This window comes from Leptolyngbya sp. 'hensonii' (assembly GCF_001939115.1).
GTDB lineage: Bacteria > Cyanobacteriota > Cyanobacteriia.
This window is the reverse complement of the sequence record NZ_MQTZ01000045.1, coordinates 14808-31744: the sequence shown is the minus strand read 5'-3', so window position 1 is coordinate 31744 and position 16937 is coordinate 14808. Positions and strand designations below refer to the sequence as shown.

Here is a 16937-nt window from a genome sequence, read left to right as displayed (position 1 = left end):
GGGTTAGATTAATTCTGTGGCGGTGCGCTATAACGGAATAGTCAGGTGTTTCAGGAATGGGTCAGGGTTGATTTGGGGCTGATTAGCAACAAGACATGTACAACTACCCTATTACTTTCAGGTCATGACAAAGACAAGATTGCAGCTTTTTAGTACGGCCCTGGCCACCCTTCTGGCCGTCAGCACGGTTGATTTGCCCCTCTCTGCACCCTTACTGGGCAACCAACTGGACTTGAATACAGAAGCTGTGGCCCGCAGTAGTGGTGGCCGTAGCCGGAGTGGTTCATTTAAACGATCGACCCCCCCTCGATCAAACTCCGGCTCAAGTTCCAACCAGAATCGCAACAACTCCAATAGTCGGCCTAACTCTCAGAGCAACCCTAACTACCGCCCAGCTCCGGGGCCAGTAGTAGTGCCCGTCCCGATCGGGCAACCCAATTACAACAGTAATTACAACAATAACTATCGATCCAGCAGCACAACCTCCTCCAGCCAATCCAGCACCGGGGATGTGATTCTGGGTCTGATTATTTTGCTGATCATTGGTGGGGTATCTATCTTTATCCTTTGGTGGGTGATCAGCATGATCACTAAAGCTTCCCGAGGAAGCGCGGTGGGTGCTGCGGGGGGGGTTCGCAATCGGGAACTGGAGAATGATACGGTTACCGTGACCAAGCTCCAGGTGGCCCTGCTGGCATCAGCGCGAGATGTGCAGACCCGGTTGAACGAAATTGGTCTATCGATCGACACGGACACCCCAGAAGGCATGGCAGAACTGCTCCAGGAGTCAGCTCTGGCATTACTGCGCACGCCGGAGAATTGGAGCCATGTTGCGGTTAGTTCCCAAACAGTGCGGAGCCGGGAGCAGGCCGAGGCATTGTTTAACCAGCTTTCAGTAACGGAGCGGAGTAAATTCAGTGCCGAAACCTTGGTTAACGTGGGTGGCAAAGTTCGGCGTCAGAGTCCTGTCGCTCCGGCTGAAGATGAAATGGCTGCCTACCTGGTCGTGACGCTTCTGATTGGGACTGAGTATGATAAGCCCCTGGTGGGACCCATCCATTCCACCCAGGAGTTACAGGCGGCCCTGGAAAAAATTGCCGCACTACCTGCAGACAGCCTGTCCGTCTTTGAGCTACTCTGGAGTCCACAGGATGAGAGTGACAGCCTCACCTATGACGAACTGCTGACCGAATATACGGAGATGGTGCAAATCGCCTGATATGGCAACAATTCTCAGAGAATGGAGCTATCGTTACCAGTGGTTGTATGACAGCATTTCTCGGTTGGCGGCTCTGAGCGTCGGGGGAGAGGGACGGTTTCGTCAACTGGCCCTAGAGGAGATTCCCCTCCAGCCGGAGGCCCAGGTGCTGGATTTGTGCTGTGGCAGTGGGCAGGCAACCCAGATGCTGGTGCAACGCGCTCACCATGTCACCGGGTTGGATGCCTCGCCCCTATCTCTGAAACGAGCCCGGGCCAATGTGCCGGAAGCGGCGTATGTGGAAGCCTGGGCGGAGGAAATGCCCTTTGAAGCCGATCGATTCGATCTGGTTCATACCAGTGCAGCCCTGCATGAGATGGAATCGAACCAGCTTCGCCAGATTTTGCAGGAGGTGTATCGGGTTCTGAAACCGGGAGGCTGGTTCGTGCTCGTGGATTTTCACCCTCCGACGAATGCGCTGTTCTGGCCAGGGGTGGCCCTGTTTTTGTGGTTGTTTGAAACCGAAACAGCCTGGGCGTTATTGCAAACCGATCTGGCCGGATTGTTGACTGAGATTGGTTTTCAAGTGGATCGGTCTAAACTTTACGCAGGCGGGAGTCTGCAGGTGTTGCAGGCAAGAAAGTAAGACCTGATCACCCTGGCGACTAAAGTCGCGGCTACTAAGTAGGAAGGCGGAATTATTTGTAAGATGCATTTCGACTCCGCTCAATGCTCAAAATCTTTTCTGGAGGAAGGTTGAGCGTAGCCGAAACCCAGCATTTAGTTTACTTTAATTTCACCCAACTACTTAGTGTTGCAAACACTCAATTTTGCAACATGGGGTCTGGGGGGCGTTCGCGAAGCGTTGCGCCAGCAAAAGCCCCCAGACCCCCCTTCTTATAATTAATCTCACCCGATTACTTAGAATAAAACCAGCCTGCGCCGGTTGTTGAATTCACGTTCCTAAGTGGCAAGTCGTCAGGTTACCCCATAATTACTAGAGTTTACAAACTGCTTGCTAATAAAGGGGGAGGTCATAGCTGCGAGAAGACTACCGTAATCCAAGTTGAAATTCACTTTATCTCCAACTTGTAAATGGCGGTTTTGACTACTCAGAATAATATGATCACTGCTAGACCCTAGGATTTCCAGATCATTGTTAGATTTCAAACCAGAGACCAAAATATCCTGCCGTCCCAAGGCAATAATTGCTCTCTGGCAAATTCCTCGATCCTGGAAATAAGGAACGTTTCCAAAAGCATCTTGGCAGATTTCTCCTAATGGGAGAGATGGCTTTTTCTTGGACTCAATCACTTCGGCAATGAGTTGGAATGCGCGCGTGTGTAGACCTGGAATTGCCTTCCGGCTTACCGTTTCGCAACCTAAAAGAATGGATTCACCCAAGCGAAGATTATTAATCCTACCGACATCCTGATCAGATTTATACCACTCATAATTTGCCGAATTTCCACCCGAAATTATTTCTAAACTAATCTGAAATTCTTTTTCGAGAAGATCAACTAGTTCAGAAAGCTCATGCATATTTTTGCTATCTGGCTTTACTCCACCATGACAAGCTAAATTGCAGCCAATACCAACAACTTTTATATGAGATAAAGCAAGAGTTTTCCGGATAAACTGAGGCAGATCGCAAGGAAGAATTCCCTCGCGCAGATCACCCAGTTCTACCATAATAATTACCTGATGATTCTTATTATGAGCTTTTGCATAATAAGAAAGTTTCCTCAGAGTTTCAATCTCTGTGTTGAGGCTGATATCTACACTTTCAACAACAGCTTCAGCCTGACTTAAAGGCGTGCGTAAAAGAACAAACTGAGTTAATATCCCAGCTTTTTTCATTTTTTGAATGTTTTCAATCCGAGAATCAGCAATAAATCTGACTCCACCTTGAATCATTGCTTCGGCAATGGAAGGCTCTCCTAGAACCGCCTTAGAAACTCCCATCAAGGAAATACCCTTTTGCCCATAAAGTTCGGACAGCATCCGGGCATTATCTCGTATTTGGGATAGGACAATTTCTATTCTTGGCATGAACGATTCCATTGTTTTATTCCCAATGGTTACATCTATCTCGTTGCCAATACAGGAAATATCTCTAAATTCTTTTGTTTGATTTTTTGATTCAGTTTTGRAAAATGATTACCTAAAGTTTGAACTAGCTTTTGACATCCATAGCTCAACACATCCGTGGTCGGCAATTGAAACTTCTTCTCATAAGCTTCGATGATTTTCAGAAGTTCTTCTTCTGCTAAGTTTTCATGACTTAATGCGATCGCCATTACCTTAGCTGAAGAAATTGCTTCAATTAAGTTAATTTCGCTCTCAACTGATGGCATGACCAAATTGGGGAAATCGCACCGGAATCTCCTGGCAGGCGGGTGTTGAAGGATAATGCCATCGGGTAGACTGCCTTTCAAAATGCCGAGGGAACTCATAAAAGCGGGGTGACTCACAGCACTTTGTCCCTCGACTAAAATGATGTCGGGACTTTCATAATCGAATGCTTGAATCACAGAGTTTTCTATTTCACCGATCACAAACTGGGAAATTAGCGCATCGATCGCTACGCCATACCTTGCTCCCTGCATTAAGCTAGTTTGGCCTGTTGCGACAAGTACTGACTTTACACCAAGATGATTCAGAGTCTTGTTGAGTTCTACTGCAGTGGTCATTTTGCCACAAGCGCAATCGGTACCTAATATGGCGATCACGGGAACATTCACTCTAGATATTTGACCTGTAAAGACATGCAGATCTTTTAATTGTGGAGGTTTTCTGATGTCTCTAATTTGAATATCATGCTGAGCAGCCACATGAACAAACTCTCGATCTTCGGAGAAGAACTGATGGAGGCCGTTAATGATATGCATGCCTTTCCCCATAGCTTCTAAGATTAGAAACCTTTCTTCGGCAGAGATATAAGCATCTAAGGGAGCCTTCCCATAAATGTAACAGTCTGGAATCTCTGAGAGATTGCTCAGAGCTTCAGTTAAATTGGCAAAGATGGGAATATCACGCCTTTCTTCTCCCAATTCCTCTCCTGCATCTTTGCCAGCCAAAGAACTATCAATCACCCCAACAATGGTATAGATCTCGGAGTGTCGAACCAGCCCAGCCGCGACTTTTCCATCCACCAAACTAAATTGGTTCTCACAGTAAACTAAAGCTGTTTCTTTGATGACTGCCATTCAATTAATTTCCTCAAATTATGCTCAAATCCTGAAGAGACTTCCTCAAAGGATGTTTGAAAAGTCTAGGCCCTGTTAGCCCTAGTGCCTAAAGTCGTGGCCACCAGAGCAAAACCGGCCTCTGCCGGTTACGAAAACCGGAAAGTCTGCATTGGCGACTTTGCTCCCATCGTCACGGTTTTAACCGCCAGAAACTTACTACAAATACAAAAGGTTTGTGTGAGTGTTTATTTAATTTAAAGCCTGTAATTCTGTTGTATTCACTAAAAAACCGTGCAGCAAAATCCACACAATCTAGTAAATCTTGGAGCACATATCGGAGTCAATACGCCCATCTCTCGTAATGCAAACTAAAAGCCTGCTCGGGCAAAATTCCAACACTATATTGCCAAACTTACTAGTAAACTCTTTAAAAAGCCTAAGCAGGATAAGTCTTGTAGCGAAAATCTCAAGCCTTAATTGAGTTTTAGTTTAAACTTAGCTACTTTCAATTGTAACACATGTTACCTTTTTTTAGCGGTGTGTTCAAAGACTGTACGTTTACAGACATCGCACAGAACTGCATTGTGGACATGCAACTCGACCTCTCACTCCTCCATTGCTTTCCGAGTGAGCTCCAGGATGTGCTCAAAATCGAAATTGTCGATCTTCTGCAACAGCCATTTGGCTAGGGTTTCCTGCTGGGCAGGAATCTGTTCAATCAGACTTATGAGTTTCTGGATATCCGCTTCAATAACCACATGTGCAAGTTGGCGTCGCCATGAGATCGGTTGAGATTGCATCAAGGTTTGTTGAGCCTCTGGCGACAGAAACACATACTCCTGCTGCAGTTCTGTCTTTGACGGAGAGTCCTCACTATAGAGATAGCAAATCCCCAAATATTCCGCCAGTTTGTCCAAAATAATGGTTTCCTGCAGTGGCTTCATTACCAAGTCATCACAGCCTGCGTCCAGAACCCTCGATTGATCCTCAGCCAAAACACCTGCCGTCAGGGCAATAATGCAGGTATGGGAAGGGAAATGCAACAAGGCCTCTTGCTGCCGGATTTGTTGGGTTGCCGCATACCCATCCATAACGGGCATGCGCATGTCCATCCAAATCAGGTGGGGATGCCACTCCTGCCAACAGGATAGGGCTTCCTGTCCATTCGTCACAGCCTGCAAGGCAAACCCAAACGGTTCCAGAATCGCGAGCAGGAGCTGGCGACTGGCCAGATCATCTTCGACGATCAAAATGCGATAGGTTGGTTGCCCTGGAGCCAGGGCGATCGGCCATCGTCTGGCTGGGTGAGGGGCAGAATGGGACTCATCCAGCCTTACAATCGGCAGGGTAAATCGGAAAATGCTGCCCCACCCCACCCGACTCTCTACCGTTAATGCCCCTCCCATGAGTTGCACAAAACTACGACTGATCGGCAGTCCTAGCCCGGTTCCCTCCTGAGCTTTGAGACCACTCTGAGACTGAACAAAAGGTTCAAACAGGTCCTCCATGTCTGAGGCGGCAATCCCAGGACCCGTATCTTCCACCTCAAATAGAAGGGTATCGGGGGTCGCTGGCCCTTCTATTCCTACACGCAACACGACACGGCCTCGATCGGTGAACTTCACGGCATTCCCGATCAGGTTGATCAGTACCTGCCGCAGCTTGTTCTCATCAGCCTGGATCTGGGCAGGAAGATCCAGAGCCCGCTCACACTGAAGCTGGATTCCCTTGGCCCCCGCTCGCTGATAGAACATTTCCATCAACGTATCCAATAACTGATGCAAGCTAAAGGGATGGGGTGTCAGCGTAACCCGACCCGCCTCAATCTTGGACATTTCCAGAATGTCATTGATCAATCCGAGCAGATGGTCTCCACTGTGATTGATGATGTTAACCTGATGCCGACTCTGGGGACTCAGAGCCCGATCGTGGGTCAGGATTTGGCTGAAGCCAAGAATGGCTGTGAGCGGCGTTCGTAACTCATGACTCATGTTGGCTAGGAACTGGCTCTTGGCCCGATTTGCCGCTTCAGCAGCCTCTTTAGCAGCTTGCAACTCCAGGGTGCGTTGCTCAACCCGAAATTCCAGTTCGGCATTCATCTGCCGCAGGGCTTCCTCAGCCTGTTTACGTTCGGCCTCCAGTCTTGCTTTCTCACTGATATCCATGATGACGCCATCCCAAACGATCGCACCATCTGCCTGCCGTTCCGGTCGGGATGCCACCTGAATCCATTTCACTGGGCCGGATGGGGGGATAATGCGCCACTCATGATGAAATGGTGTTAAGTATTGGATCGAAGTTTCCATCGCCTGATTAATTCCGGCTACATCCTCAGGATGTTCGAAGGTTCGCAGACTATAGATACCGGCCATCATGTCCTCAGCAGATACCCCATACAGGTCCATACAGCCAGTGCTGATATAGGGTGTGGAGGGCGTTCCATCTGGGTCGAGACGGAATTGAAACACCACTCCCGGCAAGTTATCGGCTACCCGTTGAAAACGGGCCTGACTGGCCCGCAGGTCTACCAGGGCTTGCTCAGATTGCTGATAAAGACGGGCATTATCCAGGGAGATGGCGGCTTGAGTACAGAGAAGATTGAGAATTTCAATTCGATCGTGGGTAAATACTTTCCCCGTCAGGCGATTTTCCAGATATAAGATGGCAGCCAATTTACCCTGACTCATAATGGGAGTGCACAGGAAGCTTTGAGGCTGTTGTCGGATCAGGTAAGGATCAGAAGCAAATTGAGTCTCAGTCAGTCTGTAATTCTCAATGACAGCGGCCTGAGTTCGTCGGACCCAATTCACCACAGTTTGGGGCAGATCCTGATGCCCTTCCAGGGGGAACTTCTGAAGATTACAAGCGCAATGCTCGTCCAGTTGCACAATGATCTCCCACAGCCCGGTGGGTTCCGGTTGTAATAATAGCCCCCGATCGGCTCCAGCAGCCTGAACCACCAGTTTAATCAGGGTGCAAAGGAGTTGATCCAGCTTAATTTCGCGGGAGAGCATTTGGGAGGCCTGGAGCACGGTTTCCAGGTCCAGCGCCTCCAAGGCCAGAGTCCCTGTTGTGGCTGTTGCAGCTAGGGAGTTGAGAGAAACCGGATGGGGCTGTAACTTTGGTTGCAGGAGTAAGGGATGGCGCTGTTCCAGATCCCTCACCTTGGCTGTTGCTCCCCAGCGAACATAACCATAGTAAGCTTCAGTCAGATAGAGTTGGGCGATTTTTTCCTTCCCCCAACTCAGATAAAATTTGGCCGTGAGTTCGTTAGCCAGGGCCTCATCATTGAAGTATTCATGGGTTCTGGCACTCTCGATCGCCCGCTCGTAATGCTGTAACGCCTGTAGCCGTTCCCCCAGAACCGCAAATCGTTCTGCTGTAACCAACTCCCAGCGGTGCTGATGATTATGGGGGGCATAACTGGCCCAGTTTTTTAATTGGGTTTGATGGGTTGTAACCCGGTTGAGAATCTCAGCCTGTTGGGTCAGGCTGGCCTCTTTGTAACGGGCTAGATGGATGAGGGCGTCATAGAAAAACCAGAGCGCCACAATAAATTGTCCCATCGCCGCATCAATGGATCCTTCTGCCAAAGCAGCCTGTTGGGCAGCACGGTCATACTGACCAAACAGATAGCAGAGGATCATCTGATTGAAATGAGTATGGAACAATCCCGTATGATTGTTGGTCGATCGCAACAGGGGGAGGACTTTTTCCTCGGCGTAAATGGGGCCATCTAACCGATAGGGCACCCTCGCCTGTCCCAACAGATTGAGGACAGCTTGCTGGTAGGTCTGATGAAATTTCAGGGTGGATGCCTGCTTCACCTGACAGATGACCTGGTGATAGACCTCCATCTTGCCAGCCAGATCACTCAATTCCTGCCCCATTAAATAGGCCAGTTGACAGTAGGCAAAGGCATTCAGCGCCACGCATTCCCAATCTCCAGTTTCCAAACCGCTCTGATATCCGTCCAGAAAGTAGGGAAGCAAGTCCTGCAGGGGATCTTTCCAGTGCCGGATCAGGGCAGATACGACAAAATAAACTCTGCTCTTAAATGCTTTCACCTGGAGCTGTTCCAGCAGAGTCAGGGCCAGTTGACCAAACTCATAGCCCCCATCAATATCCCCAAATTTGTTGCACAGGAGCATGCCATAGCCTGAGTAGGCATGAATAGAAATGGGGTGGTTGCCGCCCTGGATCGAACATTCCACCAATTTGAAAGAGAGCAGGGGCAGAAGATCCGGGGCAACTGTATAGACCGAAGACCCCAGTTTGGACAGGATCTGCATCACTGCCGATCGATGGGGATCAGGCACGAAAGGCAGATCAAGCAGATGGAACGGCGAAGCTCTGGAGGAATCCGGCCCAGCCCAGAGTTCTCGGGTTGCTTGAGCTGCGGCTTCAATCTCCGTGGGCAAAGGATGTTCAGAAAATTCCACACCCAATAACTGCAAGGCCCTCAACCCAATCTGAAGCGTCAATCGAAATTGACCCTGAGCCCGAGCCGCCATCATGCGGGTTTCATAGACTTTGATCGTGTCGAGCAGCGATCGGGCATGCTGCAAAATCAGATCCCCCCAGGGCTCCAGGTGTTCAAAATCTGTATTGAGACAGGCTGCTTCCAGATTTTCTTCATGGAGGGCCAGGGTGAGGTCATAGTGCTGTTCCCATGCGTCCTGGGGGAGTAAGTCAATCCCGGCAGTGAAATAAGCTATCGCTGGGCCAAAGGCCGTCGCTGCTTTCGCCTTTTGCCCAGCTCTCAGGTTGAGTTGGGCCAGGATTTGCCGCTCAGAAGGTTGCGTGATTAAGCCACGACCTGCATTGAGATGAGAGAGAAATTCAAACAATCGTTCTTCAATCTGTGCTGCCGTTGTAGAAGCGTGAAACAGTAATTGCCCGATTTTGAAGTGGGTGGCTTGTTTTTCATCCTCTGGGATCAGGGAATAGGCGGCTTGCTGGACTCGATCGTGCAAAAATCGATAGGTTGCCGTCACAGGTTGCTCCGAGACGGTTTTTTCTGGAATAGATGCCTCTACATTTTGAAAAAACTTATAGACCTCTGTGATGGGTAGAATCAATCCGGCTTGTAAGGCGGGCCATAATTGCTCAGACGCTTTAGCTTCAGACTGTTCTGAGACGATCGCCAATGTCGTGAGGTCAAACTGGTTACCTATGCAGGCCGCTAGCTTCAATAGATCCTGGGTGGCGATCGGCAGTTTTTGCAATTGCAAGGCCATTAATTCCAGAATATTGTCTGTCAGTGCAGCTTCCCGGATCTGGGTAATGTCACATTGCCAATATCCTGCTCTGGCATCAAAGGTGATCCATTCAGCTTGATGCAATGCCTTAAGAAATTGGGCAGTAAAAAATGGATTTCCCTGAGTTTTCTGCTCCACTAATTCACTTAAAGGTCGTGCCAATGAAGGGGAGCAATTTAAGGTATCTGCGATCCATTGATTCAGGCTGTCTAGCTGGAGTGGAGCCAGGTTGACTCTGGTTAGAATTGTTCCCGTTTTGGCAATTTCATCCAATGTGGAAATCAAAGGATGAGTTGGGAACACCTCATTGTCGCGATAGGCTCCAATCAATAAAATATATCCTTTAGATACTTCTCCAATCAGCAATTGAATTAGCTTCAAGGAGGTAATATCGATCCATTGCAAATCATCCAGAAATATCACCAGGGGATGCTCAGATGCAGCGAAAATCTGAATGAATTTCTGCAATAAGAGATTGAATCGGTTTTGGGCAGTAGTTCCTGATAACGCCAAAGCAGGCGGTTGTTTTCCCAGGATGCGCTCCAACTCTGGAACAACCTCAATCAAGACTTGAGCATTCTTTCCCAGAACCAAGAGAATTTTATGTTTCCATGCTTCTAGCTGGGCATCTGATTCACTCAGGAGTTGGCTAATCAGGTTCCGAAAAATTTGCAGAAAAGCACCCAAAGGAATGTTGCGATTAAACTGGTCAAATTTCCCCTGAATAAAGTAGCCTCGTCGCCGGACGATCGACGGGTAGACTTCATTCACCACTGAGGTCTTGCCAATGCCAGAAAAACCCGTCACTAGAACAATCTCAGAAGCACCATGGGCGACGCGATCGAAAGCATCTAGCAAGGTTTGAACTTCCTGCTCCCGCCCATAGAGTTTTTCAGGAATCAGGAAGCGACTGCACCAATCCCTGGTGCCCAATTCCAAAGCATGAATAACCCCAGTTTCACGCCACTGAGACCAGCACTGTTCCAAATCATGCTTCAAACCCAGAGGGCTCTGGTAGCGGTCTTCGGCATTCTTTGCCATTAGCTTTGTCACAATGGCGGAGAGCATCCGGGGCTGTTCAGGGTTACGATCGTGAACCGTTGGAGGTTGTCTGGCAATGTGGCTGTAGATTAACTCGATCGGGTTATCTGATGGGAAGGGTAGTTGCCCGGTCAGGAGCTCGTAAAACGTTATCCCCAAGGAGTAGAAATCGGTGCGATAGTCCATACCCCGATTCATTCGACCTGTTTGTTCCGGAGAGAGATAGGCCAGGGTTCCTTCCAAAACCTGGGGATTATGCCCATCCTGAATTTCACGGGGCAAGAGAGATGCCAGGCTAAAGCCGATGAGTTGAACCCGCTGAGTGGTGGGATTGATCAGAATATGAGCCGGATTGATATCCTTATGAATCACGCGCTGAAGGTACAACTCCTGCAAAATATCAGCCAGTTGAAGGGCGATATTGAAAAACTGATCCAGACTCAGAGGCTCGATCCGCAGGTATTCCCGCAGGGAGATGCCCCCAAAATCCTCCATCACCAGAGCATAGCCATTCTGATAGGGTTCCAGGCTGTAGCTGCGAACAATTCCGGGGCGGGCCAGATATTTGGTAATTGCATACTGATTTCGGAAGCGCAGAAGCTCAGTCAGGCTGGGGTAGAGCGTTCTCAGTAGTTTAATCACCACAGTAGGAGCACCTGCTTCCCCCGGAAGCTGTCTAGCACGATGTCGGCAAGCACGATAGATTAATGTTTTGGCGCTGTCATGCAGTTGCTCAATACAGCGATAACCGGCAATCTCCATCATGATGGTTGTCCTGCCTGCCTATAACCGGGACAAGGTCCCCGGGCCTATATGCCTATTTCTGTGTTTAATATAGAAAAATTAAATTATATCCTGAGATATACTGAGTTGCTTTTAGCCCAATCATTGGGTGAGATGAATGTATAACTACTGAGTACCCAAAACCCTGATGCATCCCCTAGGATGAAAGAACCCTGCCATGGAACTGGAGGTTACAGGTGCGATGCCATTAGATCGGGTCGAAGCCTTGCTGGTTGCTATGTTCCAGCGCTGGATTCAGGAGCACCCTGTTATCGATTGGATGGTGAATCATCTCTTACTGACGATCGGCCTCGGGATGGTCACAATCCTACTGTTTTGGGGGCTGCTCCGGGCCATTATGCGCTTTTCTGAACAGGTCTGGATGATGGTGCTGTCTATCCCGTTTCAGGGGCTCCGTCTCCTTTTTAACCTGTTCCAAAAGCCATTTAAAGGATTGCTTACCTTTGGTGCTAACCCTTCACCGTCCAATCAGGAACGGTTAACTATCATTCTGATGCGATTGGAAGAATTAAAGCAGGAACAAAGTGACTTGATTGAGGAGATGAAAGGTATTCTGGGCTCTGAACCCTTTCGATCGATTTTATGAGCCAGACCCTGCTGCACTTCGAGTCTCAACTTCTGGCCCAAATGCGGGAGGCGGTGATTGCCCTGGATCTGGCCCATCGAGTGACGTACTGGAACAAAGCAGCAGAGCACCTCTAGGGGATTGGGGCGCAGGATGCGATGGGTCAGCCCTTCTCAGAGTGCTGTGAAGACGGCTGGTTGCATCCCCTCCCACCAGACATCGAGCTCCCTCTAGGTACAACTAGATTGCAATAGCCTAGAAAACCTGCCCTATGCCACTTTGTGGTAGCGTCTGGAGAGTGATACCAAATATTTAAATCTCGTTCGCTACAGGTCAATTTTCTGTGAGGGGCGCTTACCACATCCCTAACGGACATCTGTTGCTGGCCAGACTTAAATGGGTATGACGATGACCTCTTCTGGAAAGGAGGCAGGCAGAGATGCAAGCTGGAACTAGAAAGGAAAATGGACGTGTCCGATCGGAGCGCCTGATCCAATTGAAAGCAGTTGGGAAAGACTATCGCCAGCCCAATGGCCAATCCATCAAGATCATCGAGAACATTGATCTGGACTTGTTCACTGGTGAAATTGTTGCCCTCTTGGGACCATCTGGCTCTGGCAAATCGACTTTAATGCGAATGATTGCAGGACTGATTCCAGTGAGTTCAGGCCAGGTCCTCTACCGTAATCGCCCATTGGTGGGGTTGAACCCCGGCGTGGCGATCGTCTTTCAGAATGCTGCCCTCTACCCCTGGTTGACGGTCCTGGAAAATGTGGAACTGGGTCTGAAAGCCAAAGGGGAACTCCCCGATGCCCGCCGACAGAAAGCCCTCCGCATGATTGATGTGATTGGTCTGGATGGGTTTGAGAACGCCTATCCGAAGGAACTCTCTGGGGGGATGCGGCAGCGGGTCGGCTTTGCCAGAGCCCTATCGGTGGAACCAGAATTGCTCTGTATGGATGAGCCTTTCTCCGCTCTGGATGTGTTGACCGCAGAAAACCTGCGGTTTGAACTGCTGGATCTTTGGCTGGAGCGGCGGATTCCCACCCAGGCCATTCTCATCGTCACCCACGGGATTGAGGAAGCCGTCACGTTAGCGGATCGAATTATGGTGCTGGGCCGAAATCCCGGTCGGATTCGAGCTGATCTGAAGGTTACCTTACCCCATTACCGCGATCGTAAAAGCCCAGAGTTTCAAGCCCTAGTGGATCAGGTCTACAAAATTTTGACCCAACCAGATTTGATTCCCGAACCACTTAGCTTGTCACCCGCGACCCCAGAGCAGGCTGAACCAACAGTCTCTAAAAAATACCAATCCTTACCAGGGGTTCGCATCGGCTCGATCGCTGGTTTGCTGGAACTGCTGGAAGATCGATCAGGGGAGGATCTGTACCGACTGGCTGGAGAACTCTCGCTGGAAGTGGATGAAATTCTGCCGATCGTAGAAGCAGCCAAGTTATTGGATTTCGTCCGCCTGACCGAAGGCGATATTTCTCTGACCACAACAGGACAGCAATTTGTTGTCAGTGGTACGGACGATCGTAAAGCACTGGTTCGGCAGCAACTCCTCAACCATATCCGCACGGTGCAACAGATCTATCAATTGCTCCGGGCCAAACAAAATGGGCGAATTCCAGAAGAGTTGGTCTTAGATATTTTGGAACACCATTTCTCGCCGCAGGAAGCCCAGGCCCAGTTAAAAACAGTGATGGACTGGGGCCGCTATGCCGAACTCTATGGGTATGACCAACCGGCGGGCGAAATTTTTCTGGAAGTGGCTGAGCCTGAGCCTGTGGAGGAAGTTGCCCTATGACCCGTTCCCTGACGCCTGAAAATCAAACCCTCGCCCGTCCGGGTTGGAACTGGCAAGACATCATGCTGGTGCTGGCGATCGTGGCGATTAGTGTCATGGTTATCCACACCGCCACGGAGTTCCGGGGAGTTTACGACCCCCATTTTCAGATTGAAACCAGGCTGAGTGCCCTACCAGAATACACCGTTCGGACTTTGTTGCGGATGGGCTTGGCCTATGGTCTTTCCCTGGGATTCAGTCTGATTTATGCCTACACAGCCTACCGCTCTCAGGTTGCCGCCCGACTGATGATTCCGTTGCTGGACATTCTGCAATCGATTCCGGTGCTGTCCTTTCTGCCCGGTGTGGTGCTGGCCCTGATTGCCCTCTTTCCGGGCCAGTGGATTGGGGTGGAACTGGCCTCTATTATTCTGATTTTCACGGGCATGACCTGGAACATGACGTTCAGCTTTTACCAGTCCCTCTGCAGCATTCCAACCGAATTGCGGGAAGCTGCCACGGTATACAAGTTGAACTCCTGGCAGCGGTTTTGGACCCTGGAATTGCCCGCTGGTGCGATCGGGCTGGTCTGGAACAGCATCATGTCCGTGGCCGGAGGATGGTTTTTTTTGATTGCGATCGAGTCCTTCCGGTTGGGCGATCAGGACTTTCGTCTACCGGGGCTGGGAGCCTTCCTGGCCACGGCAGCCAGTCAGAATAACTTAGGGGCACTGGCAGAGGGCTTGCTGGTTCTGGTTGGTGTCATTGTCGCCACTGATTTTTTCGTCTGGCAACCCCTGATTGCCTGGGCGGAGCGATTTAAGGTCGAGATGGTAGAAGCTCAGACCATTCCCGAGTCCTGGCTATTGGATTTCCTGCGTCGTTCCCCGACCCTGCGAATCCTGAATCAACAGTTGGTGAAGCCCCTGCGGGAAGGACTCGATCGGCGGGTGATCACGCTGTTTCCAGTGCATTCTTTTGCTCAACCTGCAGCCCCCTCTCCGATCATTCGTTGGCTGAACTGGCTTTTCGTCAGTGGCTTGGGCTTTATTGTGTTGTGGGGAACCTGGGAAGCAGTGCTGCTGTTACGCCTCTTGAGCTGGTCAGACTGGCATCGGGTCATCGCCGGGGCAATTTTCACAACCCTGCGGGTGATGATCGCCCTGATTCTATCCCTGGCCTGGACGATTCCAGTGGGGGTTGCGATCGGACGCAATCCAAAACTGGCCCGTCTGGTACAGCCTTTAGTGCAGATGGCGGCCTCAATTCCAGCCACGGCCCTGTTTCCGGTGCTGTTGCTGGCCTTAATTCAGGTGGGGGGAGGGTTGCAAATTGGGTCGATCGCCCTGATGATGCTGGGAACGATGTGGTATCTCCTGTTTAACATCATTGCCGGAGCTCAATCTATCCCTTCTGACTTACTGGAGGCAGCGATTGTTTATCGGCTGTCTCCCTGGCAGCGCTGGCAAACCGTGATCCTACCCGGCATCTTTCCTTACCTGGTTACTGGAATCATTACAGCCGTGGGGGGGGCCTGGAACGCCAGCATTGTCAGCGAATATGTCACCTTCGGAAACAAAGTTGTGTCTGCTGAAGGTTTGGGTGCAACCATTTCTCAGGCCACAGCGAGTGGGAATTTTTCCCTGCTGTTGGCGGCCACGATCGTCATGTCCCTGCTGGTGGTGATGACCAACCGACTGGTCTGGCATCCCCTTTACCGATTGGCCCAGGAAAAATACAAATTATTGTTGTGACTGTTTATGGTTATGACTGTAGACACGTGCTTGTGGAGACGCTGCATGCAACGCCTCCACGAGGGAATGGCCCTACCGTTTTACAGGCTGAGGGCCAATTGGAACTGACGGGCTCCTGCCAGGGGCGGCAGGGGAGCTGGATTGGCGGAGACTGCCGTGCAATAGCGGGAATAGGCGCAACGATCGCACTGGCCGCCGGGTCGGGGTTCCCACTGCTGGTCATACCGCAACCGCACCGCCAGCTTGCTGATCACCTGCTCCACCCGGTCCTTATGCTCTGCCGTGGCCTGATACCGGAACTTCTGGCCAGTCCTGAGAAAGACCAAACTCAGATATTTCAGGCTTTGCCGGTAGGTCTGCTCCAGAGCCAGATAGTAGAGGCCAATCTGCAGATCAATTTCGTCTGGTTCCGGTAGTTTGACTTCCCGGCTGGATTTGTAGTCGATCAATTCCAGCCCATCGCTGAGAAAGTCCAGGCGATCGTAGCGCCCGGTGATGCAAAACTCCAGGTTTTCCACCTGGAGGTAACCCTGAATTTTGCCCTCGACAGCCAGAGGCCGAGCCAGAAAAGTTTCACTGGCAATGAAATTCTGATAATAACTTTCCAGAATCTCCCGGCCTTCTTCAGCCTGGGCTGTGGTCAATCCTTCGACCTGTTGTTCCCAGCACTGATGGAGCCACTGAATATCAGGCAGGGGATTGCAGTAGTGCCAATCTCGATGGCATTGGGCCAGAGCCTGATGCAAAGCCGTGCCCAGGGCCGCTGACCCAAAGAACTCACTGCCGCTGAGTTTACGCTCGTACTTCAGGTAATAGGCGTAGGGGCAGCGATTGTAAGCCTGCAGTTTTGTTGCTGAAATTTGATAGGCCATATTAGAGCTGCCAAAATCTGGCTCTCCCTAAACTCTTCCAGCGGATGATTTAAACAAGCTATCCAGGTACACACGGGCGACCTGCCGCTGGCAATGTTTTTCGACCACAGCTTCGCCTCCTCCTTTGTTCTGGAGGAGAAACAAAGACAAGGCAGCAGCGAAAACACGGTCCTGGTCCCAGTCCGGGCGGGTATCCAGAAAATTTTGGAAAGATTCATGTAAGCTTTCAGGGATTTCTACCAGAATGCTGATGGTTGCGTTCATCAAAAACCAATACTCCTCGCGTCTCGCAGCAAATCGGGAAAAGCAACCTTACTTCTGGCGCTGTGAGGAGCAACCAAAAGCAGCGCCAATCAGATTTCAAATCGCCTAGCTTTCCCAGAGGTCTCTCAGAAAGTCAGGCAGTCATCTGAAGTCAGAGCGCTTGTAGGTGGGTCGCATCATTGTGCAGTATCAGGG

At 50.2% G+C, this 16937-nt stretch carries 11 protein-coding genes; 6 read left to right on the top strand and 5 right to left on the bottom strand.

Annotated elements, in window-relative coordinates:
- Positions 1–124 precede the first annotated feature (124 nt).
- On the top strand, positions 125–1219 hold the full coding sequence (locus tag BST81_RS18105) for a DUF1517 domain-containing protein (RefSeq protein WP_075599917.1): 1095 nt from the start codon (positions 125–127) through the stop codon (positions 1217–1219).
- A 1-nt stretch (position 1220) separates the two neighbouring features.
- The gene (locus BST81_RS18100) at positions 1221–1844 is read left to right on the top strand and encodes a class I SAM-dependent methyltransferase (RefSeq protein WP_075599916.1); all 624 of its coding nucleotides are present in this window, start codon (positions 1221–1223) and stop codon (positions 1842–1844) included.
- A 332-nt stretch (positions 1845–2176) separates the two neighbouring features.
- Here the strand turns inward: BST81_RS18100 and BST81_RS18095 are convergent, their stop codons facing one another.
- From BST81_RS18095 to BST81_RS18085, 3 genes are all read right to left on the bottom strand, one after another.
- Complete coding sequence (locus BST81_RS18095; protein WP_290439448.1) at positions 2177–3250, bottom strand: alanine/ornithine racemase family PLP-dependent enzyme; 1074 nt, start codon at positions 3248–3250, stop codon at positions 2177–2179.
- Between the two features lie 35 nt (positions 3251–3285).
- Positions 3286–4407: a DUF1611 domain-containing protein gene (locus BST81_RS18090; protein ID WP_075599914.1), complete on the bottom strand. Its 1122-nt coding sequence runs from the start codon at positions 4405–4407 to the stop codon at positions 3286–3288.
- A 587-nt stretch (positions 4408–4994) separates the two neighbouring features.
- Positions 4995–11456, bottom strand: coding sequence for a hybrid sensor histidine kinase/response regulator (locus tag BST81_RS18085; protein WP_075599913.1), 6462 nt, complete (start codon positions 11454–11456; stop codon positions 4995–4997).
- 196 nt (positions 11457–11652) lie between these two features.
- On the opposite strand from BST81_RS18085, the gene BST81_RS18080 reads away from it, so the two are divergent.
- From BST81_RS18080 to BST81_RS18070, 4 genes are all read left to right on the top strand, one after another.
- The gene (locus BST81_RS18080) at positions 11653–12081 is read left to right on the top strand and encodes a hypothetical protein (protein WP_075599912.1); all 429 of its coding nucleotides are present in this window, start codon (positions 11653–11655) and stop codon (positions 12079–12081) included.
- The gene (locus BST81_RS27635) at positions 12078–12197 is read left to right on the top strand and encodes a PAS domain-containing protein (RefSeq protein WP_143780397.1); all 120 of its coding nucleotides are present in this window, start codon (positions 12078–12080) and stop codon (positions 12195–12197) included. The genes BST81_RS18080 and BST81_RS27635 overlap by 4 nt, the downstream gene beginning before the upstream one ends.
- 302 nt (positions 12198–12499) lie before the next feature.
- On the top strand, positions 12500–13873 hold the full coding sequence (locus BST81_RS18075) for a nitrate/sulfonate/bicarbonate ABC transporter ATP-binding protein (RefSeq protein ID WP_075599911.1): 1374 nt from the start codon (positions 12500–12502) through the stop codon (positions 13871–13873).
- On the top strand, positions 13870–15606 hold the full coding sequence (locus BST81_RS18070) for an ABC transporter permease subunit (protein ID WP_075599910.1): 1737 nt from the start codon (positions 13870–13872) through the stop codon (positions 15604–15606). Before BST81_RS18075 ends, BST81_RS18070 begins: the two co-directional genes overlap by 4 nt.
- 80 nt (positions 15607–15686) lie before the next feature.
- Here the strand turns inward: BST81_RS18070 and BST81_RS18065 are convergent, their stop codons facing one another.
- Together BST81_RS18065 and BST81_RS18060 are read right to left on the bottom strand one after the other, a co-directional pair.
- The gene (locus BST81_RS18065) at positions 15687–16478 is read right to left on the bottom strand and encodes a PD-(D/E)XK nuclease family protein (RefSeq protein ID WP_075599909.1); all 792 of its coding nucleotides are present in this window, start codon (positions 16476–16478) and stop codon (positions 15687–15689) included.
- 27 nt (positions 16479–16505) lie between these two features.
- Positions 16506–16742, bottom strand: coding sequence for a DUF2811 domain-containing protein (locus BST81_RS18060; protein ID WP_075599908.1), 237 nt, complete (start codon positions 16740–16742; stop codon positions 16506–16508).
- Positions 16743–16937: the final 195 nt, after the last annotated feature.